The 25,842-nt window shown below is 56.7% G+C and carries 29 protein-coding genes; 11 read left to right on the plus strand and 18 right to left on the minus strand.

Going from position 1 to position 25,842, the window contains the following annotated elements:
- Nucleotides 1-267 precede the first annotated feature (267 nt).
- The gene (locus ACUTSW_RS20285; protein WP_004953764.1) at nt 268-954 is read right to left on the minus strand and encodes a response regulator; all 687 of its coding nucleotides are present in this window, start codon (nt 952-954) and stop codon (nt 268-270) included.
- A 52-nt stretch (nt 955-1,006) separates the two neighbouring features.
- Nucleotides 1,007-2,632 carry an ATP-binding protein gene (locus ACUTSW_RS20290; protein WP_445585208.1) on the minus strand — a complete coding sequence of 542 codons (1,626 nt, stop codon included), beginning with the start codon at nt 2,630-2,632 and terminating at the stop codon, nt 1,007-1,009.
- A gap of 326 nt (nt 2,633-2,958) precedes the next feature.
- On the opposite strand from ACUTSW_RS20290, the gene ACUTSW_RS20295 reads away from it, so the two are divergent.
- Nucleotides 2,959-4,314: a 2-hydroxycarboxylate transporter family protein gene (locus tag ACUTSW_RS20295; protein WP_445585209.1), complete on the plus strand. Its 1,356-nt coding sequence runs from the start codon at nt 2,959-2,961 to the stop codon at nt 4,312-4,314.
- Between the two features lie 99 nt (nt 4,315-4,413).
- On the opposite strand, the gene ACUTSW_RS20300 is transcribed toward ACUTSW_RS20295, so the two are convergent.
- Nucleotides 4,414-5,385, minus strand: coding sequence for a patatin-like phospholipase family protein (locus ACUTSW_RS20300; protein ID WP_445585210.1), 972 nt, complete (start codon nt 5,383-5,385; stop codon nt 4,414-4,416).
- Nucleotides 5,386-5,596: 211 nt separating this feature from the next.
- Here ACUTSW_RS20300 and ACUTSW_RS20305 point away from each other — a divergent pair, with 211 nt between their 5' ends.
- Nucleotides 5,597-6,541 (plus strand): MBL fold metallo-hydrolase, encoded by a 945-nt coding sequence (locus tag ACUTSW_RS20305; RefSeq protein WP_445585211.1) that lies wholly within the window; start codon nt 5,597-5,599, stop codon nt 6,539-6,541.
- A gap of 27 nt (nt 6,542-6,568) precedes the next feature.
- On the opposite strand, the gene ACUTSW_RS20310 is transcribed toward ACUTSW_RS20305, so the two are convergent.
- Nucleotides 6,569-7,462, minus strand: coding sequence for a LysR family transcriptional regulator (locus ACUTSW_RS20310; protein WP_445585212.1), 894 nt, complete (start codon nt 7,460-7,462; stop codon nt 6,569-6,571).
- A 123-nt stretch (nt 7,463-7,585) separates the two neighbouring features.
- On the opposite strand from ACUTSW_RS20310, the gene ACUTSW_RS20315 reads away from it, so the two are divergent.
- Together ACUTSW_RS20315 and ACUTSW_RS20320 are read left to right on the plus strand one after the other, a co-directional pair.
- Nucleotides 7,586-8,326 carry an SDR family oxidoreductase gene (locus tag ACUTSW_RS20315; RefSeq protein WP_006327455.1) on the plus strand — a complete coding sequence of 247 codons (741 nt, stop codon included), beginning with the start codon at nt 7,586-7,588 and terminating at the stop codon, nt 8,324-8,326.
- Nucleotides 8,327-8,398: 72 nt separating this feature from the next.
- Nucleotides 8,399-8,608, plus strand: coding sequence for a DUF1289 domain-containing protein (locus tag ACUTSW_RS20320; protein WP_445585213.1), 210 nt, complete (start codon nt 8,399-8,401; stop codon nt 8,606-8,608).
- 70 nt (nt 8,609-8,678) lie between these two features.
- Here ACUTSW_RS20320 and nrdF read toward each other — a convergent pair whose 3' ends face one another.
- From nrdF to ACUTSW_RS20345, 5 genes are all read right to left on the minus strand, one after another.
- A complete protein-coding gene (gene nrdF, locus ACUTSW_RS20325; RefSeq protein ID WP_197912382.1) occupies nt 8,679-9,650 on the minus strand; it encodes a class 1b ribonucleoside-diphosphate reductase subunit beta in 972 nt (323 codons plus the stop codon).
- An 8-nt stretch (nt 9,651-9,658) separates the two neighbouring features.
- Nucleotides 9,659-11,803, minus strand: coding sequence for a class 1b ribonucleoside-diphosphate reductase subunit alpha (gene nrdE, locus ACUTSW_RS20330; protein WP_445585214.1), 2,145 nt, complete (start codon nt 11,801-11,803; stop codon nt 9,659-9,661).
- Nucleotides 11,785-12,189 carry a class Ib ribonucleoside-diphosphate reductase assembly flavoprotein NrdI gene (gene nrdI, locus ACUTSW_RS20335; protein ID WP_004953744.1) on the minus strand — a complete coding sequence of 135 codons (405 nt, stop codon included), beginning with the start codon at nt 12,187-12,189 and terminating at the stop codon, nt 11,785-11,787. The genes nrdE and nrdI overlap by 19 nt, the downstream gene beginning before the upstream one ends.
- A gap of 8 nt (nt 12,190-12,197) precedes the next feature.
- Complete coding sequence (gene nrdH / locus ACUTSW_RS20340) at nt 12,198-12,434, minus strand: glutaredoxin-like protein NrdH (RefSeq protein ID WP_006327451.1); 237 nt, start codon at nt 12,432-12,434, stop codon at nt 12,198-12,200.
- Nucleotides 12,435-12,715: 281 nt separating this feature from the next.
- The gene (locus ACUTSW_RS20345; RefSeq protein ID WP_445585215.1) at nt 12,716-13,147 is read right to left on the minus strand and encodes a carboxymuconolactone decarboxylase family protein; all 432 of its coding nucleotides are present in this window, start codon (nt 13,145-13,147) and stop codon (nt 12,716-12,718) included.
- 97 nt (nt 13,148-13,244) lie between these two features.
- Between ACUTSW_RS20345 and pdxR the strand changes: the two genes are divergently transcribed.
- Nucleotides 13,245-14,681, plus strand: a complete 1,437-nt coding sequence (pdxR, locus tag ACUTSW_RS20350; protein ID WP_445585216.1) for a MocR-like pyridoxine biosynthesis transcription factor PdxR — start codon at nt 13,245-13,247, stop codon at nt 14,679-14,681.
- 63 nt (nt 14,682-14,744) lie between these two features.
- On the opposite strand, the gene ACUTSW_RS20355 is transcribed toward pdxR, so the two are convergent.
- Entirely contained in the window at nt 14,745-15,053 is a 309-nt protein-coding gene (locus ACUTSW_RS20355) for a DUF883 family protein (RefSeq protein ID WP_004953729.1), read from the minus strand.
- A gap of 123 nt (nt 15,054-15,176) precedes the next feature.
- Nucleotides 15,177-16,157, minus strand: a complete 981-nt coding sequence (locus ACUTSW_RS20360; protein ID WP_445585217.1) for a nickel/cobalt transporter — start codon at nt 16,155-16,157, stop codon at nt 15,177-15,179.
- Nucleotides 16,158-16,347: 190 nt separating this feature from the next.
- Between ACUTSW_RS20360 and asr the strand changes: the two genes are divergently transcribed.
- On the plus strand, nt 16,348-16,767 hold the full coding sequence (gene asr, locus ACUTSW_RS20365) for an acid resistance repetitive basic protein Asr (protein ID WP_445585218.1): 420 nt from the start codon (nt 16,348-16,350) through the stop codon (nt 16,765-16,767).
- Between the two features lie 194 nt (nt 16,768-16,961).
- Here asr and ACUTSW_RS20370 read toward each other — a convergent pair whose 3' ends face one another.
- Nucleotides 16,962-17,342, minus strand: a complete 381-nt coding sequence (locus ACUTSW_RS20370; protein ID WP_062791793.1) for a DUF4440 domain-containing protein — start codon at nt 17,340-17,342, stop codon at nt 16,962-16,964.
- Entirely contained in the window at nt 17,339-18,721 is a 1,383-nt protein-coding gene (locus tag ACUTSW_RS20375) for an MFS transporter (protein ID WP_445585219.1), read from the minus strand. The genes ACUTSW_RS20370 and ACUTSW_RS20375 overlap by 4 nt, the downstream gene beginning before the upstream one ends.
- 106 nt (nt 18,722-18,827) lie before the next feature.
- Here ACUTSW_RS20375 and ACUTSW_RS20380 point away from each other — a divergent pair, with 106 nt between their 5' ends.
- The gene (locus tag ACUTSW_RS20380) at nt 18,828-19,724 is read left to right on the plus strand and encodes a LysR family transcriptional regulator (RefSeq protein WP_445585220.1); all 897 of its coding nucleotides are present in this window, start codon (nt 18,828-18,830) and stop codon (nt 19,722-19,724) included.
- Here ACUTSW_RS20380 and ACUTSW_RS20385 read toward each other — a convergent pair.
- Entirely contained in the window at nt 19,684-20,721 is a 1,038-nt protein-coding gene (locus tag ACUTSW_RS20385; protein WP_445585221.1) for an alpha/beta hydrolase family protein, read from the minus strand. The two genes, ACUTSW_RS20380 and ACUTSW_RS20385, sit on opposite strands and share 41 nt — an antisense overlap.
- 145 nt (nt 20,722-20,866) lie before the next feature.
- On the opposite strand from ACUTSW_RS20385, the gene ACUTSW_RS20390 reads away from it, so the two are divergent.
- From ACUTSW_RS20390 to ACUTSW_RS20400, 3 genes are all read left to right on the plus strand, one after another.
- On the plus strand, nt 20,867-21,880 hold the full coding sequence (locus tag ACUTSW_RS20390; RefSeq protein ID WP_445585222.1) for a helix-turn-helix domain-containing protein: 1,014 nt from the start codon (nt 20,867-20,869) through the stop codon (nt 21,878-21,880).
- A gap of 95 nt (nt 21,881-21,975) precedes the next feature.
- Nucleotides 21,976-23,166, plus strand: a complete 1,191-nt coding sequence (locus ACUTSW_RS20395) for an MFS transporter (protein WP_445585223.1) — start codon at nt 21,976-21,978, stop codon at nt 23,164-23,166.
- A 102-nt stretch (nt 23,167-23,268) separates the two neighbouring features.
- Nucleotides 23,269-23,607, plus strand: coding sequence for a DUF2002 family protein (locus ACUTSW_RS20400; RefSeq protein ID WP_006327427.1), 339 nt, complete (start codon nt 23,269-23,271; stop codon nt 23,605-23,607).
- A gap of 27 nt (nt 23,608-23,634) precedes the next feature.
- Here the strand turns inward: ACUTSW_RS20400 and ACUTSW_RS20405 are convergent, their stop codons facing one another.
- The 3 genes from ACUTSW_RS20405 to ACUTSW_RS20415 form a co-directional block, all read right to left on the minus strand.
- The gene (locus ACUTSW_RS20405; protein WP_004953697.1) at nt 23,635-24,081 is read right to left on the minus strand and encodes a DUF1198 family protein; all 447 of its coding nucleotides are present in this window, start codon (nt 24,079-24,081) and stop codon (nt 23,635-23,637) included.
- A 66-nt stretch (nt 24,082-24,147) separates the two neighbouring features.
- Entirely contained in the window at nt 24,148-24,486 is a 339-nt protein-coding gene (locus tag ACUTSW_RS20410) for an MbeD/MobD family mobilization/exclusion protein (protein WP_004953692.1), read from the minus strand.
- Nucleotides 24,487-24,681: 195 nt separating this feature from the next.
- Nucleotides 24,682-25,095, minus strand: a complete 414-nt coding sequence (locus ACUTSW_RS20415) for a DoxX family protein (protein WP_004953687.1) — start codon at nt 25,093-25,095, stop codon at nt 24,682-24,684.
- A 117-nt stretch (nt 25,096-25,212) separates the two neighbouring features.
- Here ACUTSW_RS20415 and ACUTSW_RS20420 point away from each other — a divergent pair, with 117 nt between their 5' ends.
- Nucleotides 25,213-25,491 carry a GNAT family N-acetyltransferase gene (locus ACUTSW_RS20420; RefSeq protein ID WP_063197498.1) on the plus strand — a complete coding sequence of 93 codons (279 nt, stop codon included), beginning with the start codon at nt 25,213-25,215 and terminating at the stop codon, nt 25,489-25,491.
- Nucleotides 25,492-25,524: 33 nt separating this feature from the next.
- Here the strand turns inward: ACUTSW_RS20420 and ACUTSW_RS20425 are convergent, their stop codons facing one another.
- Entirely contained in the window at nt 25,525-25,707 is a 183-nt protein-coding gene (locus tag ACUTSW_RS20425; RefSeq protein ID WP_445585224.1) for a YodC family protein, read from the minus strand.
- Between the last annotated feature and the right edge of the window lie 135 nt (nt 25,708-25,842).

The following is a 25,842-nucleotide window of genomic DNA, read 5'->3' on the forward strand; positions in this document are numbered from 1 at the left end:
TTAGTTATGGTAGCTTGGCCCACGTTAAATTATTGTTAGGATGTTTCTGAATTATATTTCTTGCTGAAAGGTGATATTTCACAGGAATAATGGCAAAAAAATCTCTCTTTATTTCCCCTGTAGACTGCCGTTCAGACAATAAAAAACCCGACCAGAGGCCGGGTAAAAGTCATCAGTATTTCATCAGTATTCAACGACAGGTGCCGATATCGAGGGGGATATCGTCGCAAGCAGTGTATCCCCCTTATATGACAGCCATATTGCAGCTTAAGCTTTGCGATACAGGCGGCGTGGATGGCCGATATTGCCGTACATCATCTCCACGCGCACGAATTGGTTGGCGACGCAGTATTCCAGGTAACGTCGGGCGGTGGTTTTGCTGATGCCGACCTGCTCGACGACGTCTTCCACCGCGTGCGCGATCTCCGGCCGGTTGATAAACAGCGCCTGCACCAGCTCCAGCGTATTGGCTTCGATGCCTTTGGCGCTCGGTTCGCTGGAAAACTGTTTGGATTGCAGGTTATACAGCGCGTCGACGCTGCTCTGGTCTATCACCTTAAAGCTGCGCTGGGTCTGTACAAACTGCATAAAACGCTCCAGCGAGTTACGCAACCGCTTGTAGGACACAGGTTTGATGATGTAATCGAAGGCGCCGTTGCGGATCGCCTGGCTGCAGGTATGCATATCGCTGGCGGCGGTAATGAAGATCACCGAACACCCGGGGTTTTTCACCGCCGGCTCTTCCATCAGCTCAATGCCCTGGCCGTCCGGCAGAAAGTTATCCAGCAGGATCAGCCGCGGCTGATGCGAGTTGACTTTGGCCCTGGCTTCGGCCAGCGTGGCGGCATAAGCCACCACCCGCAGAGCAAAGTTCTGCTCGATGAACTCTGCGTGCAGCGTTGCCAACTGTGGCTCATCTTCCACGATCAAAACATCCAGTGCTTCGTGTTGCATAATCGGGTGCTCAAGACTGTTATAAGGTTTTTAGGTCTCTATCCGTCGTCTTTCAAACCTCGGCGTTGTTGCCTGCGGCCTGAAATTCATAGGGGATAAACAAGGAAAATATGGCACCGTGCGGATCGTTGTCCGACACTTCTATGCTGCCGTGTGCCTGCGCCACGTGGCTGGCGACCAGATGCAGGCCGATGCCGTGGTCGCCTTTGTCGTCTTTGGTGGTGACGCCCTGTTCAAACAGCGTATCGCGCACCTCCGCAGCAATGCCGGTACCGCGATCGGCCACTTCAATCACCAGCTCATTGCTGCTGTCGCTGATATAGAGTTCTACCGCTTCGTGTGGCGCGTCGCAATGCAGCGTAGCCTCTACCGCATTATCCAGCAAATTACCGATGATCGACATCAGTTCGGTTTCATTCAGCGCCGCCGGGATCTGCCGCAGCTGGCAGGCGGGATCAAAGCGCAGCTCGACGCCTTTTTCCTTTGCGCTGGAGTATTTGCCCAACAGCAGGCCACACAGCGCGGCCGAGCTGAAGCGCTGCGAGATAAAGTCGAGGATCTCTTGCGCGCCTTCCGACTGAGCCTCCACATAACGGATTGCCTCGTCGTAACGCTGCATATGCAGCAGCCCGGCGAGGGTGGCGGTCCAGTTCAGCTGTTCATGGCGCATGATGCGCAGGTTGTCGGCGTAGCGCTTTACCTGGCTTAGCTGGCTGCTCAGGGTATTGATGTCATTTTTGTCGCGGAAACTGATCACCCAGCCTTGCAGCACTTCTTCTTGCATAATACGTACCCGGCTGGCGATCACCCGCACGTGGTTGAAGCGGCAAACCTCATCGTGCGTGTCGTGCCCCAGTTGCGACGCGCCGAAGAAGTCCGGCTGCGACTGGATCACTTCGCCGATTTCACGGCCCATCAAGGTGCTGGCGGGTTGCCGCAGATCCAGCAGTTCGCGCGCCGCGTGGTTGATGGTAATGATGCGCAGTTGGGGATCGACGGCAATCACGCCTTCGTAGATCGCTTCCAGCAGGGCCTTTTGCTGGCGCACCAGCAACGCAATTTCTTTGGGCTCAAGCCAGAACATTTGGCGTTTTAAATTTTTCGATAACAGCCAGGAAAAAATAAACAGGGCGATTAACAATAGCACAATGGAACCGACGATCTGCGTCAGGGTTCTGGCATTCAAATTATCGATATGTGACTTCAGATAGCCAACCGAAACAATGCCGATGACGTGATTATTTTCATCCAGTATCGGCGCTTTGCTGCGCAATGAAATACCGATGCCGCCTTTGCGGAACGAAATAATGCTTTTCCCTTCCAACACTTCTTTATTATCGCCACCGACCATCGGGGTGCCGAAGCGATCGGCGTATTCGGAATGGTAAAGATGCCGGGCGCGATTATCGCCGATGACAATATAACTGGCATCGCTGCTGGCGCGTATTTTCTTCATCAGCGCGGCGACTTGCTCAGGGTCGTTTTTTTCCACGGCGCTGACCAGGGAGGGGATCAGAGCTATCTCCCGCGCCTGCACCTGCGCCCGCGCGCCAAGGTCACGGTGCAACTGGGCATCCAACTGATAGTAGGTGTAAGCGCCAATCAACGTCAGCAGCAGACAGGAGAAGGCGACCAGGCACAGGAACAGCTTGATTTGAAATGAGAGTTTTACGCGCATGGCCGGGGTTCACCGTGAGAGTTCCTGAGCGCTTACCCTATCATGAGTCGCGGTTAATGTAATATTGCGTCCGATCAAGTTGTGATCGCAGACACGGGATTATGCTTGCCGGGCATCGTTATTCAATGGCTGCGATAAAACGGATAAGTTTTAAATAAAAAATAACATTAACACCATTAAAACCATGTCTGATTTTACATAACTACAATTAACGCCATAGAAACCATAACCACCATTAAAAACCCTTTTTTATTTTGAACAAAATCACAGCAGTTAAACCGTGCATTTCTCTATGATGGCTGAACAAACTAATAAGAGGCCAGATTATGAGCACAACAGATGATTCTTACCTCGTCGCCAAAGACAAAACGGCTGAAATACCGCTGAGAGAAAAATGGTGGCACATACTGGACAATTACAAAGTAGGGATTATTCCGTTACCGTTCTTTATTCTGGCCGGCGTACTTATTTTACTGGATTGCCTGGAAGGAAAATTACCGAGCGATATCGTGGTGATGGTCGCCACGCTGGCTTTCTTTGGCTTTGCCTGCGGCGAGTTTGGTAAACGTCTGCCGCTGATCGGCAAAATGGGGGCGGCGGCGATCTGCGCCACCTTTATCCCTTCCGCATTGGTGCATTACGGTCTGCTGCCGGACGTGGTGGTGGAATCGACCACCAAATTCTATAAGTCGACCAATATTCTTTATCTCTATATCTGCTGCATTATCGTCGGCAGCATTATGAGCATGAACCGCCAGGTGCTGATTCAGGGCTTCCTGCGGATCTTCGCGCCCATGTTGTGCGGTGAGATTGTCGGCATGCTGGTGGGGATGGCGGTCGGCATGGCGCTTGGGCTTGAGCCCTTCCAGATCTTCTTCTTCCTGATCCTGCCGATCATGGCCGGCGGCGTCGGCGAAGGTGCGATACCGCTGTCGATGGGGTACGCGGCGATCTTGCATATGGAGCAGGGCGTGGCGTTGGGCCGTATTCTGCCGATCGTCATGCTCGGTAGCCTGACCGCCATTATCCTTGCCGGCTTGCTCAACCAACTCGGCAAACGCTATCCGCATCTGACTGGCGAAGGCAGCCTGATGCCAAGCAAACAAGGTGACAGCGACATGTCCGCCGTGGATAAAATCAGCGGCAAGGCAGACGTCAGCACCCTTGCCTGCGGCGCGTTGTTGGCTATTTTGCTGTACATGGTGGGGATGTTGCTGCACCGCATGATTGGCCTGCCCGCGCCGGTCGGCATGCTGTTTGCCGCCGTGGCGGTGAAGCTGGCGCATGGCGTGTCGCCACGCATTCAGGAAGGTTCGCAGGTGGTATATAAGTTCTTCCGCACCGCAGTGACCTACCCGATCCTGTTTGCCGTTGGCGTGGCAATCACCCCGTGGCAGGAGTTGGTGAACGCCTTCACCCTTCAGAACCTGGTGGTGATTGTCAGTACCGTCTGCGCGCTGGTGGCGACCGGCTTCTTCGTCGGCAAGAAAATTGGCATGCATCCCATTGATGTAGCGATTGTCTCCTGCTGCCAGAGCGGGCAGGGCGGCACCGGTGATGTCGCTATTCTTACCGCCGGCAACCGCATGTCGCTTATGCCGTTCGCCCAGATTGCCACCCGTATCGGCGGTGCGATTAACGTCTCGCTCTCCCTGCTGGTACTGGCGAAATTTTTCTCATAACAACTAATAAGACCTTAGCATTTCTTTGCCTTTCCCCGCCCCCGCGGGGATTTTTTTTGCCCGTTCGGCGCTCAGGCCGAGCGGGCGGGGGATTACTGGTTACGCCGCCTGTTTGACGGCCGCGTCATACCAGGCGAAATAGCGTTCTACACCCTGACGGCCGGATTCAATCAGTGCGCGTTTTTTGGCTTCGCTGATGGCGAAATCCAGCGTGCCGACGTCAAGGGTGTCTACGTAAACGGTCCGCTTCCAGTCGTCGCTGTCCAGATGCACCTTGGTCTGAATATCCAGCAGGGTGTTAACCACCGCCAGGGTGAAATCGCACAGGTTATTGATGGCGGTTTTATTGACCGATTGGCCCGCCGCCTGTGCGATTTCGTTGGCGGAGTCCAGACGAATACCCAGGGTTCGGGTATTGATCTGTTGCGTGGTGACATCGATATAGGGTGGCGATGCGGTGAAGTCGTAATCGAACATCCGTACCGGATAGTTATCGATGGTGCCGCCATCGATACACAGATCGCCCAGCTGATTGTTTTTAGCGACAAAGGCAAAGGGGAATGACATGGAGATCCGCAATCCATCTGCCACCTTCATGCGCGGCGTTGTTTGGTGGGAATATACCTCGCGCAGCCCGCTGTTTAAATTGGCGCCGATAAAGTAGAGGGATTTAAATCCTTTTGTTTCTTTCAATGCTTCAAATTTCTCAAAAGTAATATCCGCATTTCCGGAATATCGCTTGATAATATTACGCGACCAAGAATAAAAATAATCGCCAGGGGCAATGCCATATTGATTAAACAGGCGATGCGCATCGTAGATAGAGCCAAAAAAACCGCCGTTATAATCGAGGAATTTCTTGAAATCCATGTCGGACAGAATTTTTGTGACCTCAGCGGCGCTGCAGCCCAGACCCACCAGCAGTGCGGCGATTGCACCGGCCGAAGCCCCGGAGGTTTTTTTGATCTGCGGCATAATGCCTTTGGCTTCCAGCAGATCCAAAACGCCGCCATAAGCGATACCTTTTACGCCGCCGCCTTCAAACACCAGATTTTCAAATTGATATTTCATAATAATTCCTTACTCGTTGTTTGGGTGAGTAAAGAAAATAACGGATTCGCGATTTATTAAATATTGATTGGGGCTGTGTGACGTTTCAGACAAAAGCATTCAAATTAAATATAATTTTTAAAATGATATAATTTAAATTTATTTATTGTGCAGGCGCGTCGGCGGTTTTGGGGTAATACTTACCGCTGTCTAATCACAACAAGGAGTCATCATGTTCTGGAAACGCTACCTGTTAGGTGCGGCATTGGCGGTTATGGCGTTGCAGGCTACGGCCGCCGCACCGCAGGTAAAAACGCCTTCACCGGGTTTTTACCGCATCATGCTGGGCAGTTATGAGGTCACTGTTTTGTCTGACGGCGTGATCCGTCTGCCGGTGGATAAACTGCTGCTCAACAGTACGCCGCAACAAATTGCCGAAGGCCTGGCTGAACATCATCAGAGCCTGCCGGTGGTTACCTCGGTCAATGCCTATCTGATCAACACCGGCAGTAAGCTGGTCATGATCGACGCCGGAGCCGGTAAGCTGTTGGGTGACGGCCTGGATCAACTGGTGACTCATCTTCGGGCGTCCGGCTATCAGCCGGAACAGATAGATGAAATTTATCTGACCCATATGCATCCGGATCATTTGGGCGGGTTGACGGAAAACGGTCGGGCGCGCTTCCCGAATGCCCTGGTGCGCGCTTCGCAGCAGGATGCCGATTTTTGGCTGAGCGAAAAGCACCTGCAACAAGCGAAGGCGCAAGAGAAGGCCAATTTTGAAAACGCGATAGCGGCGATCAAGCCCTATCAGGCCGCCGGGCATTTCAAACCCTTCAGCAACGACGGCGAGCTGTCGCCGGGCATTGCCGCATTCGCTGCCCACGGTCATACGCCGGGCCACAGCGTTTATCAGGTGACCAGCCAGGGTAAAAAGCTGTTGTTGATGGGCGATTTGATCCACGTGGCCGCAGTACAGTTTGCCCATCCGCAGGTGGCGATCCGTTTCGACAGTGACGCCAAAGCGGCGGTCACGCAACGGCTGCGGGTGTTTGGCGACAGCGCCCGACAGAGTGAACTGGTCGGAGCCGCGCACCTGTCGTTCCCTGGGCTGGGTTACCTGAACAAAGAGGGGGAAGGCTACAACTGGGTGCCGTTGGATTACGGCGCTTTGTAGCCCTCAGGCCGCCGAACAGGCGGCTTGTTATTGATTGTGTGCGGCAAAAACCTTGCTGAACCAGTCGATAAAGACCCTCACCCGTGGCGACAGTTGACGGTTGCGCGGGTACAGCAGCGAAACCGGCATCGGTGTGGAGAGGCATTGCGGCAGCAGCGGCAGCAGGCTGCCGTTGGCCAAATCGTCAAGCAGGTGATAACGCGGCACCTGAATAATGCCCAGCCCCATGCGCGCCGCCGCGACCAGGCTTTCCGCTGCACTGACCGACACCGTACTGGGCAATGTCACCTGCTGCGGCAGGCCGTTGACGTTAAATTCCAGCGGCATCACCGCGCCGGTAGCCGAGGAGCGGAACCCGACCATGCGGTGCCCCTGAAGTTGATCAAGGCTCAACGGCGTACCGAAGCGCCGCAGGTATTCCGGCGCGGCACAGGTGATTTCTTCCAGCTCCCCCAAGCGGCGCGCCGCCATATCGCTGTCTTTCAGCTTGCCGACGCGCACCACGCAGTCGATGCCTTCCCGCACCGGATCCACCAGTCTGTCGCCTTCGCTCATGTAAAATTCGATATCCGGGTACTGCGCCAAAAAGTCGGGCAGGCCCGGCAGCAGAAAGTGCCGAGCCAGCGTGCCATGCACGTCGATGCGCAATAGCCCGCGCGGCTTGGCGCCGGCAAACGCCATCTCGGCATCTTCGATATCCGCCAGAATGGTCAGGCAACGCTGATAGTAGGCTTCGCCATCCAGCGTCGGGCTGACATGGCGCGTGGTGCGCTGCAACAGTCGCACCTGTAACCGCGCCTCCAACTGTTTGATGGCATCGGTCACCGTCGAACGCGGCAGGTTCATATCCTGTGCGGCTTGAGTAAAACTGCGCTGTTCCACCACGCGGGTGAACAGGCGCATGGCATCAATTCTGTCCATCGTTATTGTTCGTTAATTTCGGATAGTGATAACGAATTTTAGGTAATTATTCGCTGGTGCGAAAGGTGCATGATCACTCCACGTTGGCAAGCCTGCCGACGCTTAACCGAAGAGGATGAGAAGATGAACAACAGCAACCCGCAAATCGCCATTGTGACCGGGGCCTCTCGCGGCATTGGCGCCGCCATCGCTGAACGCCTTGCCGCCGACGGCTTTACCGTAATCGTCAACTATTCGGGCAACCAGGCATTGGCGGATGAGCTGGTACGTAAAATTGAACAAAACGGCGGCCGCGCGCTGAGCGCCAAAGCGGACGTCAGCGATGCGGCTGCCGTCGCCCAACTGTTTGATCGCGCCGAACAGGCTTTCGGCGGCGTTGATATCCTGGTGAATAACGCCGGAGTGATTGCTCTGGCGCCTGTGGCGGAAATGAGCGATGCCGACGCCGATCGCCTGATCGACATCAACCTGAAAGGCACCTTCAACACACTGCGCGAAGCGGCAAAGCGTTTGCGTGACAATGGGCGCATCATTAACTTTTCATCCAGCGTGGTGGGGTTGTTGCAGCCGGGTTACGGCATGTATGCCGCCAGCAAAGCCGCCGTCGAAGCGCTGACCAGCGTATTGGCGAAAGAACTGCGCGGCCGCAACATTACCGTCAATGCGATTGCGCCTGGGCCGACCGCCACCAGCTTGTTCCTGGATGGCAAAACGCCGGATCTGATCGAGCGTCTGGCGCAGATGGCGCCGCTGGAACGTCTGGGCCAACCGCAGGATATCGCCGCAGCGGTATCCTTCCTGGCCGGTGCCGACGGCAGTTGGGTCAATGGTCAAACCCTGCGCGCCAACGGCGGCATCATCTGATCCTGCGCAAAGTTCGCGGTTTCCCGTTGCCGGATCGGGTATCCTGTGGCGGGCAAATTTAGGGGGCGTTTTATGGCGGGTAACAATAACTCAGGGGACGACGGCGTTCGCTCGCCCTGCATCGCCCTTTGTCGGATCGATGCCGATAAGCAGTGGTGTCGGGGCTGTTGGCGCACGCTGGATGAAATCGCCGCCTGGCCAACCGCCAACGACGAGGAGAAACGCGCCATCTGGCAACGCCTCCGGCTGCGCGCAGAGATGTTTCGCCATCATGAAGAGTAGGGGCGCTGTATGCAGCGCCCGCTCACAGGTGAGTACTACAGGGGCGAAGTGACTCGCCGCTGCGTGCCCCTCAGAAATCCCAGTCTTCATCCTCGGTATTGACCGCTTTGCCAATCACGTAAGATGAACCGGAGCCGGAGAAGAAATCGTGGTTCTCATCGGCGTTCGGCGACAGCGCCGAGAGAATGGCCGGATTGACCTCCGCCATCGCCGGTGGAAACAGCGCTTCATAGCCCAGGTTCATCAGCGCCTTGTTGGCGTTGTAGTGCAGGAAGGTTTTCACGTCTTCCGTCCAGCCCACGCCGTCATACAGCTCCTCGGTATAGCGCACCTCGTTGTCGTACAGATCCTGCAGCAAATCGAAGGCGAAATTTTTCACCTGCTGGCGGCGCGTGGCATCAACTTTCTCCAGCCCTTTCTGGAATTTATAGCCGATGTAATAACCGTGCACCGCTTCGTCGCGAATGATCAGGCGGATCAAATCGGCGGTGTTGGTCAGTTTGGCGCGGCTCGACCAGTACATCGGCAGATAAAAGCCCGAATAGAACAGGAAGGATTCCAGAAACACGCTGGCGACCTTCTTCAGCAGCGGATCGTCGCTGCGGTAGTGGGCCAGAATGATGTGGGCTTTTTTTTGCAGCGCTCGGTTCTCCTCGCTCCAGCGGTAAGCATCGTCCACGTCCGGTGTTTGGCACAGGGTGGAGAAAATCGAACTGTAAGAGCGGGCGTGCACCGCCTCCATAAAGCCGATGTTCGAATAGACCGCCTCTTCGTGCGGAGTCATTGCATCGGCGATCAGTGCCGGCGCGCCGACGGTATTCTGAATAGTGTCCAGTAGCGTCAGCCCGGTGAACACGCGGATGGTCAGCTGTTGTTCTTTCGGCGTCAGCGTGGCCCAGGAAGGGATGTCGTTCGACAGCGGTACCTTCTCCGGTAGCCAGAAGTTGGAGGTCAGACGGTTCCAGACTTCCAGATCCTTATCGTCTTCGATGCTATTCCAGTTGATGGCGCGCACCAGCGGCGCCGGTTTAACGATAGTCATAAGTTGCCTCACAGCGCGCAGGACACGCAGCCCTGCACCTCGGTGCCTTCCAGCGCCATCTGACGCAGGCGGATGTAGTAAATGGTTTTGATACCCTGACGCCAGGCGTAAATCTGCGCCCGGTTGATATCGCGGGTGGTGGCGGTATCGCGGAAGAACAGCGTCAGCGACAGCCCCTGATCGACGTGCTGGCCGGCGGCGGCGTAGGTGTCGATAATCTTTTCCGGACCAATGTCATAGGCATCCTGGTAATACTCCAGGTTGTCATTGGTCATATAGGGTGCCGGATAGTACACGCGGCCAATTTTTCCCTCTTTGCGGATCTCGATGCGCGACACGATCGGGTGAATGCTGGAGGTCGAATTGTTGATGTAGGAAATAGATCCGGTCGGCGGCACCGCCTGCAGATTTTGGTTATACAACCCGTGCATCATCACCGACTGGCGCAGCGCCAGCCACTCTTCACGGCCTGGGATGGCGATATTGGCATCGGCGAACAGCGTGCGAACCCGTTTGGTCCGCGGCAGCCATTCCCGTTCGGTATATTTGGTGAAGTAGTCGCCGGAAGCGTAGGTGGAATGCTCGAAGCCTTCGAACGCGCTGCCGCGCTCGATCGCCAACCGGTTTGAGGCGCGGATGGCGTGGTAAGCCACGGTATAGAAATAGATATTGGTGAAGTCGATGCCTTCTTCCGAGCCGTAGAAGATACGTTCACGCGCCAGATAGCCGTGCAGGTTCATCTGGCCCAGGCCAATGGCGTGCGAACTGCGGTTGCCTTCGGCGATCGACGGCACCGAGCGAATATCGCTCATGTCGGCCACGGCGGTCAGCGCGCGAATGGCGGTGTCGACCGCTTTGCCGAAATCCGGCGCATCCATGGTTTTGGCGATGTTCAGCGAACCGAGGTTGCAGGAGATGTCCTTGCCCACCCGATCGTAGCTCAGGTCATCGTGATAAGTGCTGGCGCGGTTGACCTGTAAAATTTCCGAACACAGGTTGCTCATGTTGATGCGCCCGGCGATCGGGTTCTCGCGGTTGACCGTATCTTCGAACATCATGTACGGGTAGCCGGATTCAAACTGGATCTCCGCCAGCACCTGGAAGAACTCGCGGGCATTGATGCGCGATTTGCGGATGCGCTTGTCATCCACCATCTCGCGGTATTTCTCGCTGATGCTGATTTCCGAGAACGGCACGCCATACACCTGCTCAACGTCATAAGGCGAGAACAGGTACATCTCTTCGTTATTTTTGGCCAGTTCGAAGGTGATATCCGGGATCACTACCCCCAGCGACAGCGTCTTGATGCGGATTTTCTCGTCGGCGTTTTCGCGCTTGGTATCGAGGAAACGCAGGATGTCGGGGTGGTGCGCATTGAGATACACCGCGCCGGCTCCCTGACGCGCACCCAACTGGTTGGCGTAGGAAAAGGCGTCCTCGAGCATTTTCATGATCGGGATGACGCCGGAAGACTGGTTTTCAATGCGCTTGATGGGGGCGCCCACTTCGCGAATGTTGGTCAGCAGAAACGCCACACCGCCGCCGCGTTTCGACAATTGCAGCGCGGAATTCACCGCCCGGCCGATCGACTCCATATTGTCTTCGATGCGCAGCAGGAAGCAGGAAACCAGCTCGCCACGCTGCTGTTTGCCGCAGTTGAGGAAGGTTGGCGTCGCCGGCTGGAAACGGCCGGAAATCATCTCTTCCACCAGATCCTGCGCAAGCCGGGTATCCCCCGCTGCCAGCGTCAACGCCACCATGCATACGCGGTCTTCGTAACGTTCCAGGTAACGTTTGCCGTCGAAGGTTTTCAGCGTATAGCTGGTGTAGTATTTGAAGGCGCCGAGGAAGGTCTCGAAGCGGAATTTTTTGGCGTAGGCCTGTTGAAACAGCTGTTTGATAAAGCTGAAGTCGTACTGCGCCAGCACCGCCTGCTCGTAATAGCCTTCCTCCACCAGATAGCGCAGCTTCTCTTCCAGATTGTGAAAGAACACGGTGTTCTGATTCACGTGCTGCAAGAAATAGTGCCGCGCCGCCAGCCGATCCTTATCGAACTGGATACGGCCTTCGGCATCATAAAGATTGAGCATCGCGTTGAGCGAATGGTAATCCAGCGCGCCGGAGGCGGGCCTGGTCAGTTCTGTCGTTGCCAAAATGCGGTTACTCCCTGTCGAACGTTTGCAACGTCTTGCGTGGTGCCGAGCAGCTCAAAGCGGTAAAGAAAAGGCACCTGACATTTCTTGGCGATAATGTCGCCGGCAATGCCGTACGCTGCGCCGAAGTTGGTATTCCCGGCGGCGATAACGCCGCGCAGGTATGAGCGATTCTGCGGATCGTTGAGAAAACGGATCACCTGGATCGGCACGGCCCCCACGGCGCTGCCGCCGCCATAGCTGGGCACAATCAGGATATAGGGTTCTTCCATCAGCAATTTGCTGCGGGCGCCGGCGATGGGAATGCGCATCGCCGGCAAGCCCAGTTTTTCAACGAACCTGTGGGTGTTCTCCGAACTGCTGGAGAAATAAACCAACGGGTGCATGGCGGGCCTCAGGACGCGAGGGCGTGGGCCAGGGCGCCAATCTTGTCGGGGCGGAAACCTGACCAGTGATCGTCACCGGCGATAATCACCGGAACCTGCTGATAACCCAGAGATTTAACATGGTTAAGCGCCTGTTGATCCTGAGTGAGATCGATCACCTGGTAGTCAATGCCTTGTCGATCAAAGGCGCGATAGGTGGCGTTGCACTGGACACAGTCCGGTTTACTGTAAATAATAATGCTCATGATTCGCATTTACCTTTTAAGGTGAAGGAAAGGCGGACAGGTCAGATAACGGAGCATTGAACGGCGTTTCTGACGGCGTTACCCAGCGACAAATTATACCGACACCGGATAAGCTGAATACTATATGTTGATATTTTATTTATCAACCACGCTATATATGGTGTTTTGATGATTTTTTCGTTAAGGCCGCGGTGGGGCTGGATCTGGGGGCGTGAAATTTATTTCGAGGGTATTCCGGTGGGAGAGACCCCTCTCGCAAGGAGAGGGGAAGTGCAGTCTGGTTACTGACGCATGCTGACGGCCAGGCGGTTAAAGGCGTTCATGATGCTGATGGCGAAGGTCAGATCGGCAATTTCTGCGTCGCTGAAGTGCGCCTGCAACGCTTCAAATGCGCTATCCGGTGCGCCGGTAGTGGCGATCAGGGTCACGGATTCCGCCCACTCCAGCGCCGCGCGTTCGCGCTCGTTGAATGCATTGCTGACGCGCCAGCCCGCCAGTTGGTCCAGTTTGTCGTTACTGATGCCGCTCTCGCGCAGTGCCTTGCCGTGCATCTCCAGGCAGAAGGCGCAGCCGTTGATTTGGGAGACGCGCATAAACATCAGCTCGATAGTCGCCTTGTCCAGTGCGCCTTTCTCCAGCGCCATCAGCGCACTTACCAGGCCTTTGTAGGGGGCGGCAGAGAGTTCGGCGTATTTCAATCGTTGCTTAATCATGGTCAACCTCAGTTAGCGGATAGCAAAATCATGGGGGCTACTTTAGCGGCGACATGGACTATGCTATAGGGCCATAAAATGATTATTTAACCGGGCCATGATGCGCCAATTTCTTTCCTCCCTGCGGCTGGATAACCAGCTTACCGAGCCGCTGTACCGGCAGATTTATCTGCGTATTAAAGACGCTATTGCGCAGGGGGCGCTGACGGCGGGCAGCCGGTTGCCTTCGGTGCGTGGATTGGCGAGCGATCTGGGCGTAGCGCGTGCCACCGTCGAAAGCGCCTATGCTCAGTTGATTGCCGAAGGTTTTTTGCAGAGCCGGGGGCAGGCGGGCACTTATGTTTCACCGCAGCTACCTAACCTGCCGGTACGCGCCGCGCCGGTGGCGGAACCCTTGCCGGCGGTGGTATCGAACTCGCTGCATCCGAACGGAATGATGCCGCCGTTTCAACTGGGGCTACCGGCGCTGGACGCCTTTCCGCGTGCGCTGTGGCAGCGAATTGTCGCTCGCCAGCTGCGCACCGGTACTACGGCATCGCTGGCGCATCCGCCCACCAATGGCCTGCCGGAACTGCGTGCGGCCATCGTCAATTATTTGCATCTTTCTCGGGGCATCAGCTGCCGGCCGGAGCAGATCTTCGTGTGCGCCGGTTATCAGGCGTTGCTGGACCGGGTTATCGGCACCTTGTTAACGCCGGGTGATGACGTGTGGCTGGAGGATCCGGGGTATCCGGTGACGCTGCCGCTGTTTCGCGCAGCCGGCATGCGGCCAGTGGCGGTGCCGGTTGACGATCAGGGGATGGATATCACCGCCGGTATTAGCGCCGCGCCAGGCGCACGTATGGCGGTGTTGACGCCGACGCATCAAAGCCCGCTGGGTGTGTCGCTCAGCCTGGCCAGGCGTGTGGCGCTGTTGGAATGGGCGCAGCAGCGCGCGGCGTGGATCCTTGAAGATGACTATGACAGTGAGGTCCGTTATCACGGCCGGCCGCTGCCGCCGCTGAAAAGCCTCGATCGCCAGGGACGGGTGCTGTACGCCGGCACCTTCAGCAAAACCCTGTTTCCTGCGTTGCGGATGGCTTATTTGGTGGTGCCTGCCGAACTGGTGGAGGCCTTTAGCCACAGCAGCCGGCTGCGGGGCTGCGGTTGCCCGCCGTTGATGCAAGCCGGCGTGGCGGACTTTATCAATCAGGGGCATTTTTACCGCCATTTGAAGCGAATGCGGCCTATCTATCGTCAGCGGCGTGAATGGTTGGCGCAGGCGATCGAGCAACAGTTGAGCGTGCATCTTGCGGTGGCATCGCAGGCGGGCGGCATTCAGTTGTTGGCTCGCCTGACAACGTCGTCGGGGCAGGATAAGCGTTTGGCACAGCGCGGCTGGGAGGAAGGGCTGTCGCTGCAGGCGTTGTCGGATTGGCAGATAACTCACCCTTCAGGAGAGGGGCTGTTAATGGGCTTTGCCAACTTCACACAGCGGACGGATGCGGAACGGGCGGTGGCCAGACTGGCCAGGTTATTCAACGGCGGAAATTAAACGGCCCACGGTTTCCCGTGGGCCAGACGCACATCTGTTTTATCTTTATGACTGCAAGGGGTGTTAACGCCGGGCCAGCAGAACGCCGAGGACGATGCCAACAGCGGCCCCGATCCCTACGCCCTGCCAAGGTTTGTCACGTACATAGCTGTCGGCTTGATCGACGGCGTCGCGTGCGTGTTGTGTCAGACTGTTGGAACCATTGAAGCGGGCACGGGCATCGCGTAATACGCCTTTTGCCTTGCTGTGCAGCTCTTTCAGCTCCTCTTTGGTCTTGTCACCGGATTCGCGTAGCACCTCATCCAGCGTGTCTGCCAGAAGGGTGACGTCCTGATCGATGTCGCGTTCTACTTTTTCAGATTTCCTAAACATTCGACTCTCCGTTTCGACACATGTCTATTAAGTGTAGACCATGTTTCAAACTGTGTTGGCGATCACGGAAAAAACCGCGGTTATGCTTTGTTTTCGTGACCGTTGGCCGCGTGATAACCGCTATCAACAACCGGCGGCAATAAAGTCGCCGTTGGCGCTGATCGGGATGACGGAGCTGAATAGCAGCAGAGCAAACAACACCAGCAGAACGCCGCCGACAATCATTGCCAACTGCGACGCCTGCGCCAGTCGTTTGCCCGTAAGGTTGCCGTTGGCGGCAATAAACTTTTCCCGTGCGTAATGAACGAGGGTTGCGAGGATCATGATCGACAACGCGGTCCCGAGCGCCATGCTCATGGCGGAAATCACTCCCCAGGTGAACATGCCGACAGCATTGGCAAATACGAGGATCAGGATTGCGCCGCTGCACGGACGGATGCCTATCGAGAGGACAAGCCACAGCGCATTACGCCAGTCTCCGGTCATTTCCGCAGCCCTGGGCAGGTGCCGGTGGCCGCAGGCGCAATCGTCGGTATGGCCCTGGTGCTCTGCCGTTGTTGCCGGTTTTAGGCTGTTGATTATCAGCGATTTACGCCGTTGCAGGCCGATAGCGCGCAGGATCACCACCAGTCCAAAAGCGGCGATAAACAGGGCGCTGCCTTTCTCCAGCCAGTAGCGGCTCAGGCTGAGGTCACCCATTGACAGGTTTAGCGATACCGCCAACACCAATACGAACAGGATTGCCACAACGCCCTGCAGCAGGCTGCCGAACAGAGTGATCAGGCGGCTGGCGTTCAGCTGTCGACGGTGGGTTGCCAAATAGGTGGTAATCACGAATTTACCGTGGCCAGGGCCGACGGAATGCAGAAAACCGTAAATAAAGCTGCCCAGCGCCAGCATCACGCCGCCGCTGTACTGGTGATTGCGTTGCTGCAACAGATACAGCACCAGATAGCGATGCAGGTAGATCTGGGCATTGATACAGTATTGGACGAACTCCGCCCAGTGGCGAGCAAACAAAGAGATCACGGCCAGCAGCACCAGAGTGCCGGCACCCAGACTGGCAAATTTTGCCGGCGTAATCTTCATCGATGTCGTTTTCATGGCAGGTTCTGCTTATAGAGAAGAGGGGCGTACCTACGCTCAGCATATACCTGTGTACGTTGTTCACAAGCCTTGTACATTTGGTTACGCGGCGAAACCAATCACTCACGGAAGCGGCCCATCGATTCCTCTAGTATCTGTTTCAACGGCCCAACAGGGCTTACCGAAAAAACACTCTGAGGATTTAAAGATGAAAAAAGTATTAGCCCTGATCGTTGCTGCTACCATGGGTCTGTCTTCTGTTGCTTTCGCTGCTGATACTGCAGCTGCTGCTCCAGCAACTACCACTCCGGCTGCAACCACCACCACTACTACCGCTGCGCCGGCCGCTGCTGCTGCTGAGAAAGCACCAGCTAAAGCAACGCATCACAAGAAAGCGAAGCACCACAAAAAAGCCCCAGCTCAGAAAGCTCAGGCCGCTAAAAAGCACCACAAAAAAGCCGCTGTTCAGAAAGCCCAGGCTGCCAAAAAGCACCACAAAGCCACCAAGCAAGCGCCAGCTCAGAAAGCCCAGGCTGCTAAAAAACACCACAAAGCGCCAGTACAGAAAGCTCAGGCCGCTAAAAAACACCACAAAGCTGCCAAAAAAGCCGCTACTCCAGCCGCTTAATTGAGTGAAAAATGCGGGGCCTGAAGGCGCCGCATGATCCAGACAGTATTCAGACACCCGGTCCGCCGGGTGTTTTCTTTGAGGGTTATCTCATGATGATCAATCGCTATCTGTTTGAAGTGATTTTCAGCGCCGTCACCCTGTGCGGGCTGATCGTCGCCTGGGAACTGTTTCTGGCCGACGGTTTCCTGTGATTATTGTGCGAGGGGGGTCTCATGCAGATGCCGCCAGCCCAGACCGCTTTGGGTCTGTTCAAATACGACCGTTGAGTTACGCAGCGTGGTTGCCTGTCCGGGCAGCGTTTGCCTTTCGCGATAACTGACTACCGCCCCCGTCGGCCATTCGGCCACCAACGTCATTTCTTCTATTGCGATTTCCAGGCCCGGTTTGGCAGCGCGATGCGCGCGGAAAAACGCGCACAATGCGGTGAAGTCCAACCTGCCGCCGTTTAGCGCAATCATGCTGAAGGCCGGATCAAAACGCGCCAGCAGCGCTTGCTCGTCACCCGCTCCTTTTTCCAGCCAGTTTTCAATAGCGGCGTGAGCGTCGATTACTTCGGTAAAATATCGGTTCATGAGGTTTCCTGTTGAGCGTTGAGACGGCGCACGATGGCGCGATTAGCGATGCGCAGACACAGCAGCAGCGGGATCAGCGTGCTGGCGGCGGCAAGGTAAAAACAGCTTCGATAAGCGACAATTGGCGGAAAATGTTCAAGCAGCAGATTGAGTAACAGGCTGAGCAGCGCGACGCCCAGGCAAAAACTGAGTTGGCGATTGATATTCCACAGCGCGCTGGCGTCCGCCAACTGCTCATCGGCGATATGCAGGAACGCGCTGCTCTGTGCGGTGCTGCTGCATAGGCTGCCGCCAAAGCCCATCAGGGCAAAGGCGCTAATTTGCCATCCATGATCCGCGGCGTGGGCAATCTGCGACAGCGCCAGAATACCCAACCCCTGCAACAGGCAGCCGGTAATAAATAGCGGCCGTGGGCCAAAGCGGTTGAATTTCCTGCCGGTCAGCGTGATGGCAAGGAATGAGGCCAGCGACCAGGGCAGCATCAGGCCGCCGACCTGCGCGGCGCGCATGCCCAGCTGATTTTGCAAATACAGCATGGCGACCAGGCTAACGCCGATGAACAGGCCGGGAATGCACTGATAAATCATCATCGAGGTACGCAGCAGCGGATCCTGTACCAGCCGCAGATTTAACAGCGGCTGGGCGATGCGCAGGCTGCGCCGCAGGTAATGAGCCAGCACCAGCGCGCCGCCGACCAGTAACAGCAAGCCCTGCAACAGGTTGTCGGCCTCACCTAATCGAGTCAGGCCAAGCAGGATCAGCGTCAGGGCGGCGCAGGCGCTGAGCAGCCCCTGGACGTCGAGCGCTTTGCGCTGCGGATCTGGGGCCTGGGCGCGCAGCCAAAGTGCGGCCAGCAGCAGCGCCAGGGCCGCCAGCGGCAGGTTGGCGAAAAATACCCAGCGCCAGTCGAGCCTATCGACAATCAGCCCGCCCAGCGCCGGTGACAGCGCGGGAGCCAGCAGGCCGACCAGCATAATGGCGGCGGAAAGCCCGGCGCGTTCATGGCTGCGATACAGCTGATAAGTCAGCGTCTGGCCGATGGGGATCAGCAGCCCGCCGCCCATGCCCTGTATAACCCGCCAGCCAATCAACTCGCCGATTGAGCCGGCATAGCCCGCCGCTGCGGTCGCCAGCATGAACAGCGTCAGCGACAGCAAAAATACCCGCCGCCCGCCAATGCGCTGCGCCAGCCAGGCGCTGAGTGGGATCACCAGCGTCAGGCCGAGAATATAGCCGTTGCTGACCCAGGCCAGTTCGCCGACCGAGGCGTGCAGCGCATGGCCGATGGACGGATAGGCGACGTTGGCGATAAACATGTTGATCAGATCGACGAAAAATCCGAGCAGATAGACGATTGCGACTTTGATGCGATAGGGCATGGAGCCTCCGGTTGAAGGCTGGCAGTGTAGCGGTGACGAAAGTGCGGATAAATCGGCTGAGGACGATTACACTGTCAAAAATATTTTGACAATAAAGAGTGGCAGCATGCTTAACCTGCAACGGTTGGCTATTTTCGTGGCGGTGGTGGACGCCGGGAGTTTCACCGCTGCGGCGGTGGCGCTCGGGCAAACCAAGGCGGTGGTGAGTTTCAATGTCAAACAGTTGGAGAGCGAACTGGGCGTGTCGCTGCTGGTGCGCAGCACCCGGCGGCTGGCGCTGACCGATGCCGGCGAGCGATTTTATCAGCGGTGTTTGCGGCTGTTGCAGGATGCGGAAAACGTGCTGGACGATGTACGCCGCGATCACCACGGATTGAGCGGCGTATTGCGCATCACCACCACACCGGAATACGGCGCTCAGGTGGTGGTGCCGGCGCTGGCTGCATTTTCACAGTTGCATCCGCGTTTGCGCATTCAGCACGTTTCTTCCTCTTATCATGCCGATTTGATTTCGGAACGGTTCGATGTGGCTATTCGGCTGGGGCAACTGGCGGACTCCAGCCACCGTGCCGCGCTAATCGACAGCTTTGCCATTTTGCCGGTCGCGGCGCCGGATTATCTGGCCCGCCACCCGGTCGGCTCGTTGACGCAACTGGCGCAGGCGCAGTGGATCGCCCACAGCCGCCTCAGTTCACCGCTGAGCTGGCAGGTGATCACCCCGCAGCGGCAGGCGATGCTGTTCAAGGTTGAAGACGCCGCCACGCTGATGGGCGACAGCGCCGCCGCGCTGCTGGCGTTTGCCCTGCATGGCGCCGGGGTAGCGCTGTTGCCAGAATGGCTGGTACGACCGGCCATCGCCGAAGGCAAGCTGTGCGCGCTGTTGGCGGACCACCAGTTTCCCGCGCAGAGCATCTATGCGTTGTACCCAAATACTCGCCACGTACCGGAAAAGGTGCGGGCGTTTATTGATTTCCTGCGTGAGCGGGTAGCCACGGGCGGATAAACGCCAGGATAGCCGCCAACGTTTGCCGGTGTACCGCTTCGCGCTGTTCGCCGGAAGCGGCGCACAGCATTTCACCGTCGCCTTCTTCCTCCAGTATTTGTCGCCCGTTGGGCCGGCAAAGCGGCAGAAAATCAAAATGATTGCCGCCGGTCAGCTTGAGCGCGCGGATCGGTTGCCGCCCGGCGTACGTGGCCAGCGCCGCGCCGCCAAGGCTTTGTTGCCGGTTGCCTGGCAAATAGCGTTGCGGTTCGACGATCAGCAGCGGCGCGCCGAGCCGATGCAGGCTGGTTGGCAGCAGATAGGGCGCCATACCGGGATCGAGGGCGACGGCAAAGCGGATGCGCGGGTCCCTGTAGTCGGCGTCAAACTGCCCGGCGGGGAGTTGGGCCAGTTCTACCTTTGCCCGAGTATAGAATTGGCAGTCAGGTGACTGAGGGCGTTGTCGACAACCGGCGATAAAATCGGCCAACCTGATCCGGCCGCCGAGGGCGGCAATGGCGCTGTAGCCGCCCTTGGAGTGGCCGATAACGCCGATCGCCTGACGGTTGATTGACTGGCGCCAGCGGGGATCGTCGGTCATGGCGTCAATCAATGCGGAAATATCGCCGGTCTGTAGCCACAGTTGGGCGGAAAGCGCAGGAATTGAGTTGCCGGTGGTGCTGCCTGGATGATTGGCCGCTACCACCACGGCTCCCTGCTGAACCAGCGCTGCCGCCAGCCACGCCTGGCTCGCATTATTGCCGCCGCTACCGTGGCTGATCACGATCAACGGGAAACGGCCCTTTGCCACCGGTGCATCCGGCTGGCTTTCGATGCCCGTAAACACCGGGTTTTCTCCGACCCCCTGTGGTGCGCCGGTGGCTGAGGTCGGGTAATAAATACGGCTCGCCAACTGGCGTGTACCGGCCTGAAATACCTCATCGTGTGTGGCGACCCGGTAAGTGGCGGCATTAGCCGTTCCACACAGCAGCAACCACAGAAACAGCGCTCTTTTCATTTTTACTCCTCAAGATGTATGTCAATACGCAGAAGGCTGGCATTTGCCGCTTAATCCGGCGACCTCGATCGCGATCCGGGTCGTTAAATAATTGTTTTGACAGGTTTAAGGTCCTACACTGCAGATCCCGAATGAAGACAACAAGATGTCGCCGATGCCGCTTATTCCTGTCACTTTTCTGTTTGGCCTGCTGTGTCTGGGGTTGCTGTACCGCCTTGGCCGACCGCAGGCGCGGCGCTGGGTGTTTCAGCTGTTGTTGCTGTTATGCGCCTGGCAGAGCCTGCTGGTGGGGCTGCGTTACGGCTATGGACTGACGCAGTTCAACGGGCTGCAACCCTTCGGTGCGGTGGCGATACCGCCGCTGACCTATCTGGCATTTCTTGTCAGCACTCAGGGCAGGCTGAGGTGGCGTGAGCTATGGCACCTGACGCCGTTATGCCTGACGCTGCTGGCAAGCCTCTTGGCTCCGTTCTGGCTGGATATACTGATCGTCGTCACCGATCTCGGCTACGGCGCTGCCCTGTTGTACGCGCTGCGACGCGGCGAAAATGCGTTGCAACAGGTGCCGCTGGCGGAAAGCTGGCTCAGCTATCGGCTGTGGCGCGGGTTGGGGATGTTGCTGGTGGCGATAGCGGTGGCGGAAGGGGTGATTGTGCTTGATTTCGCTTATTTCGAGGGACGACATGCCGCGATGCTGGCGACCTTCGACAACCTGCTGGTGGCGTTGAGTATTTGTCTGGTGCTGTCCCGCAGTCGGCCTTCGGAAACCCCGACAGAAAGAGTGCCTGAGCCGCCTGACAGCGTCGCGGAAGACGAAGAGCGGCTGGCGGAGTGGTTCGGTCTGGTGCAACACCGGCTGCGGCAGGATGATCTTTATCTGGAGCCTGAGCTGAATCTGGCCCGGCTGGCGCGCAAGGCAGGCTTACCGGCGCGTCGCGTTTCCCAGGCCATCAACCGGCATACGGGGATGAATGTGTCGCAGTATGTGAACCAACTGCGTATTCGCCAGGCAGCGCAGTGGCTGCTGGCCGGCGACGATCCGGTGACGGATATCATGCAAAGGGCCGGGTTTACCACCAAATCGAATTTTAACCGTGAGTTTCTGCGTATCCAGGGCGTCAGCCCGAGCGAATGGCGCAGGCAGCAAAAGGTTAGTTAAATAATAATTCGTTATAACTCTCATATTTATGATCGGATCGCGCCGGGGTATGCTGAACGCTGTTGCTTACCCCGATTTGATGCGAGCCGCCCTCGATGACCGCAGTCAGCGCCAAAGAAAATACCTTCCAGCTTAACAGGCGGATCTTGTCCGTGGTGATGTTTACCTTCGTCTGCTACCTGACCATCGGTTTGCCGCTGGCGGTATTGCCGGGGTTTGTGCATAACCATCTCGGGTATAACTCGGTGCTGGCCGGGTTAATCATCAGCGCGCAGTACTTCGCAACGCTGTTCAGCCGGCCGCATGCCGGGCGCTATGCCGATCAACTCGGGCCGAAAAAGGTGGTGTTGTTCGGGCTGGCCTGTTGCGGCGTGAGCGGGGGGTTTTACGCCGTCGCCTTTTGGTGCGACGACCTGCCGCTGCTGAGCCTGATCCTGCTGTGCGTCGGCCGGGTGTTTCTCGGCGTCGGCGAAAGCTTCGCCAGCACCGGTTCCACGCTGTGGGGCATAGGTCGGGTGGGGCCGATGCACACCGCCCGGGTGATTTCGTGGAATGGGGTGGCCACCTACGGCGCGATGGCGGCTGGCGCGCCGCTCGGCGTTTATCTCAATCAGCTTTGGGGACTGGCCGGGGTGGCGGCGCTGATCGTGTTGGCGGTGGCGGTTTCGCTGTGGCTGGCGGGCGGTAAACCGAACGTGTCGATCTCCGCCGGCAAGCGCCTTGCCTTCAGCGCGGTGTTTGGCCGCATCTGGACCTACGGCCTGGGGTTGGCGCTGGGCACCGTGGGCTTTGGCGTGATCGCCACTTTTATTACCCTCTACTATGCTGATAAGGGCTGGAGCGGGGCGGCGTTCTCGCTGACGCTGTTCAGCTGCGCCTTTGTCGGAATCCGGCTGATCTTCAGCCACACCATTAACCGTCACGGTGGTTTGAAGGTTACGCTGGCGTCATTCCTGATTGAAATTGCGGGGCTGTTGCTCATTTGGCTGGCCAATGATCCGCTGATGGTGCAGGCCGGGGCGTTGCTGGCCGGTGCCGGTTTCTCGCTGGTATTTCCGGCGCTGGGGGTGGAGGCGGTGAAGCAGGTGCCGCAGCAGAATCAGGGCACCGCGCTTGGCACTTACTCGGCGTTTCTCGATTTGGCGCTGGGGATCACCGGGCCGCTGGCCGGTTTGCTGATGAGCCGGATGGGCGTGCCGTCGATCTACCTGGCGGCAGCCTTGATGGTATTCCTGGGAGCCTTGCTGACGCTGCGATTGTTGTTGCAGAACCGAGCAAATACCTAGTTAAGGATTATTCCTAAACCCACATCCATACCGAGAAATTTATTGTTTCATCTCATGATTACGGTAAGGTCGCTCAGCGGTCCAGAACGAGAGGAGAAATCGATGTATTTACGGCCGGATGAAGTGGCTAGAGTGTTGGAGAATACCGGCTTTGAACGTGATTATATCACCGATCAAGCCTATGGTTACCGCAAGGGTGAGCACTACGTGTATGTGAATCGCGAAGCGCGTATGGGCAGAACGGCGCTGGTGATCCACCCTGCGCTGAAAGAGAAAAGCGTGCATTTCGCCACGCCGACCTCGCCGATTCGCACCAGCGAGCAGTACCTTGAATTTCCCCTGGATTTAAGCGGCGATGCCCCGAGTGCGCGTTATGGCATTCCACACGGCTTTAGCTCGCGTGATGCGCTTTCGCGCTATCTCTACAGCATGTTCCTGTAATCGATCCCCCGCCAGCGGGGGAGTATTTCACCCGTTGGCGATCGCCTCGCGGTTAAAGCGCTCATTGTAGGCGCGGCGAAACTGCGCCAGTTCGAAGGCATCAATATCCAGATCGGCAAAGTAAAACAGCGCGGCCTCGGTGTGCTCGGCATGCAGCTCCGGCGACAGCCCGGCGCGCAGCAGCGTTTCACGCCACAGGGCGATTTGCTCGTCGCTCGCCTGCTTGATAAAGGTCAGATAGATAAACAGCAGATAAGCCGCCTGGTGCATCTCTTCGGTATAACCGTTGTTCAGCATGCGGATAAAGGTCTGGCTGTTGCGGCTGCCCATTTCCTGAATCATCGATTCAATCAGCATCGGTTTAACTTTCAGCAGGTGGGCCAGCGAGTCGATAGCTTTGCGGGTGTCTGAAGTCAGAATGCGGTAACCAATAATAAATACAACGATCAGGGCTGCGATGATGATCCAGGTCATTTAGGATTTATTACACTCTCAGAGCGCCAGTATTTGGCAGGAGGCGCTGTGCTACAGCGCCCGGGGTCAACGCTGTTCGCCGCTGAAGTTGTCGGCTGCCCGCTGTTGATTGTGCAGGTGATGGTTGAAGGTGGCGGCGTCTTTGGCCAACGCATCCAGATGTGCGCCCAGCATTTTGATTTGCTTCACCAGCGCGTGCTGTTCCGGCACCGAGTTGGCGGTGCTCAGTTTGCGCACCAACTGCGCATTTTGCATATGTAGCGCCGCTTCGCGTTGTTTGGACTCTTCCAATAACTGTTGCAGAGCCTGATAGCTTTGCTGCCATTCACGGTGCTGCTTTTCGAAGCTGGCCTGCAACTCGCTCATTGCATTTTGAAACTGGATTTCCAGCTCGCGCATTCTCATGGTCTCTTCCTTTGCGGCACTCAATAATGGTTTGCAGTATAACGAAAACTGCACAGAACCTCACTCGTTGACGACGATTGCAGATAATTCTCGCAGCTTTACCGGGGGGCATCTCTTGCGCAGCATGGCATGTCGAAGAGGGGAGAGTCAGGAAAACAGCCGGCAGCGTTGCCACCGGCCGTTGTCAGAAGAGCGTTACTTATTAAAGAATTTATAGTCCAGCGAATAACGTCCGGCGCCGGTAACTGCCAGAAGCAGCAGCCCGCCGATAATACTGATGTTTTTGAAGAAGTTTATTTCATTGCCCATCATTTCCATCCCGGTCATTTTCCAGAATGGATGGCCGATAAAAGCGGTGCCGAGCACATAAACGGCGAAAATAACCGCGATAGGGCGGGTAAATATGCCGAGAATAAGTGCGATGCCGAAAACAAACTCAACCACCACGGCGATAATCGCCGCCAAATACGGCATTGGGGTACCGTAACCCTCCATTGCGCTCACCGTTGCGCCAAAGCTGGTCAACTTCATCCAGCCAAAAATGATAAACAGGACCATCAACAATATTCGAGATAGCAAAATAACACCGTCTTTTGAGCCGTCACCCATTTTGAACTCCTTAGCCACTACAGAATTATGTTGTGTTACTGATTAAAGACTAGACTAACCCTAGGTTATTTCTAGTGACAGCAGGCCATTACGCATTTAAATATCAGGAGGAAGGCTGTGGAACTTAACATTCTGGAAGATGAGAAACGTTTCTATATAAACGATAAGCAGGGTAAGACGATCGCCGAGATATCTTTTGTGCCGAGCGGGGATAAATTAACCATTATCGATCACACCTGGGTAGATGAGGTATTGAAAGGTCAGGGGGTGGGTAAAAAGCTGGTGGCGCTGGTGGTGGCGAAAATGCGTGCGGAAAACCGTAAAATCATTCCGCTGTGCCCGTTCGCCAAACACGAATTCGACACCACGCCGGGCTATCAGGACATTCGCGCCTGAAAGCTTAGCGGGGCGCAGCAGCGCCCCGATCGTTCAGCATACGCCGAAATCGCCGTCTTCATGATAGAGCGCCACATCGTTGGCCTGGACTTCCGCACGCTGCTCGGTGCCCAGTTCGTTCCAACTGCAGACCAGCGTGTCACCATCAATGGCCACCACGATCATCTTTGGGCCGCCGGTAGTGCGCTGTACAAAATCGCCGACAGTAAATGCCATTGTTTTCTCTCCGGTTCAAAGGGGTTAAAGCTTAAGTATAGTCGGCTGTTGGCAGGCTTTGCGCAAGAAGGCGCCGCCGCCAGGGGCGGAATAAAACATTGGGGGGAGGCGGCCTCCCCAAGCGTGGATGTATTA

It is taken from the genome of Serratia sp. TSA_198.1, from assembly GCF_052686505.1.

What these genes read in the sequence shown, in the direction of transcription:
- ACUTSW_RS20390 (WP_445585222.1), top strand. Translation starts at nt 20,867, where the DNA reads ATGTCGCCGATGCCGCTTATTCCTGTCACTTTTCTGTTTGGCCTGCTG.
- ACUTSW_RS20375 (WP_445585219.1), bottom strand. Translation starts at nt 18,721, where the DNA reads ATGCCCTATCGCATCAAAGTCGCAATCGTCTATCTGCTCGGATTTTTC.
- nrdI (WP_004953744.1), bottom strand. Translation starts at nt 12,189, where the DNA reads ATGCACCCGTTGGTTTATTTCTCCAGCAGTTCGGAGAACACCCACAGG.
- ACUTSW_RS20360 (WP_445585217.1), bottom strand. Translation starts at nt 16,157, where the DNA reads ATGAAAACGACATCGATGAAGATTACGCCGGCAAAATTTGCCAGTCTG.
- ACUTSW_RS20395 (WP_445585223.1), top strand. Translation starts at nt 21,976, where the DNA reads ATGACCGCAGTCAGCGCCAAAGAAAATACCTTCCAGCTTAACAGGCGG.
- pdxR (WP_445585216.1), top strand. Translation starts at nt 13,245, where the DNA reads ATGATGCGCCAATTTCTTTCCTCCCTGCGGCTGGATAACCAGCTTACC.
- ACUTSW_RS20315 (WP_006327455.1), top strand. Translation starts at nt 7,586, where the DNA reads ATGAACAACAGCAACCCGCAAATCGCCATTGTGACCGGGGCCTCTCGC.
- ACUTSW_RS20410 (WP_004953692.1), bottom strand. Translation starts at nt 24,486, where the DNA reads ATGAGAATGCGCGAGCTGGAAATCCAGTTTCAAAATGCAATGAGCGAG.
- ACUTSW_RS20310 (WP_445585212.1), bottom strand. Translation starts at nt 7,462, where the DNA reads ATGGACAGAATTGATGCCATGCGCCTGTTCACCCGCGTGGTGGAACAG.
- ACUTSW_RS20305 (WP_445585211.1), top strand. Translation starts at nt 5,597, where the DNA reads ATGTTCTGGAAACGCTACCTGTTAGGTGCGGCATTGGCGGTTATGGCG.
- ACUTSW_RS20355 (WP_004953729.1), bottom strand. Translation starts at nt 15,053, where the DNA reads ATGTTTAGGAAATCTGAAAAAGTAGAACGCGACATCGATCAGGACGTC.
- asr (WP_445585218.1), top strand. Translation starts at nt 16,348, where the DNA reads ATGAAAAAAGTATTAGCCCTGATCGTTGCTGCTACCATGGGTCTGTCT.
- ACUTSW_RS20285 (WP_004953764.1), bottom strand. Translation starts at nt 954, where the DNA reads ATGCAACACGAAGCACTGGATGTTTTGATCGTGGAAGATGAGCCACAG.
- ACUTSW_RS20345 (WP_445585215.1), bottom strand. Translation starts at nt 13,147, where the DNA reads ATGATTAAGCAACGATTGAAATACGCCGAACTCTCTGCCGCCCCCTAC.
- ACUTSW_RS20300 (WP_445585210.1), bottom strand. Translation starts at nt 5,385, where the DNA reads ATGAAATATCAATTTGAAAATCTGGTGTTTGAAGGCGGCGGCGTAAAA.
- ACUTSW_RS20400 (WP_006327427.1), top strand. Translation starts at nt 23,269, where the DNA reads ATGTATTTACGGCCGGATGAAGTGGCTAGAGTGTTGGAGAATACCGGC.
- ACUTSW_RS20405 (WP_004953697.1), bottom strand. Translation starts at nt 24,081, where the DNA reads ATGACCTGGATCATCATCGCAGCCCTGATCGTTGTATTTATTATTGGT.
- ACUTSW_RS20370 (WP_062791793.1), bottom strand. Translation starts at nt 17,342, where the DNA reads ATGAACCGATATTTTACCGAAGTAATCGACGCTCACGCCGCTATTGAA.
- nrdH (WP_006327451.1), bottom strand. Translation starts at nt 12,434, where the DNA reads ATGAGCATTATTATTTACAGTAAACCGGACTGTGTCCAGTGCAACGCC.
- nrdF (WP_197912382.1), bottom strand. Translation starts at nt 9,650, where the DNA reads ATGACTATCGTTAAACCGGCGCCGCTGGTGCGCGCCATCAACTGGAAT.
- ACUTSW_RS20380 (WP_445585220.1), top strand. Translation starts at nt 18,828, where the DNA reads ATGCTTAACCTGCAACGGTTGGCTATTTTCGTGGCGGTGGTGGACGCC.
- ACUTSW_RS20415 (WP_004953687.1), bottom strand. Translation starts at nt 25,095, where the DNA reads ATGGGTGACGGCTCAAAAGACGGTGTTATTTTGCTATCTCGAATATTG.
- ACUTSW_RS20425 (WP_445585224.1), bottom strand. Translation starts at nt 25,707, where the DNA reads ATGGCATTTACTGTCGGCGATTTTGTACAGCGCACTACCGGCGGCCCA.
- ACUTSW_RS20320 (WP_445585213.1), top strand. Translation starts at nt 8,399, where the DNA reads ATGGCGGGTAACAATAACTCAGGGGACGACGGCGTTCGCTCGCCCTGC.
- ACUTSW_RS20290 (WP_445585208.1), bottom strand. Translation starts at nt 2,632, where the DNA reads ATGCGCGTAAAACTCTCATTTCAAATCAAGCTGTTCCTGTGCCTGGTC.
- ACUTSW_RS20385 (WP_445585221.1), bottom strand. Translation starts at nt 20,721, where the DNA reads ATGAAAAGAGCGCTGTTTCTGTGGTTGCTGCTGTGTGGAACGGCTAAT.
- ACUTSW_RS20295 (WP_445585209.1), top strand. Translation starts at nt 2,959, where the DNA reads ATGAGCACAACAGATGATTCTTACCTCGTCGCCAAAGACAAAACGGCT.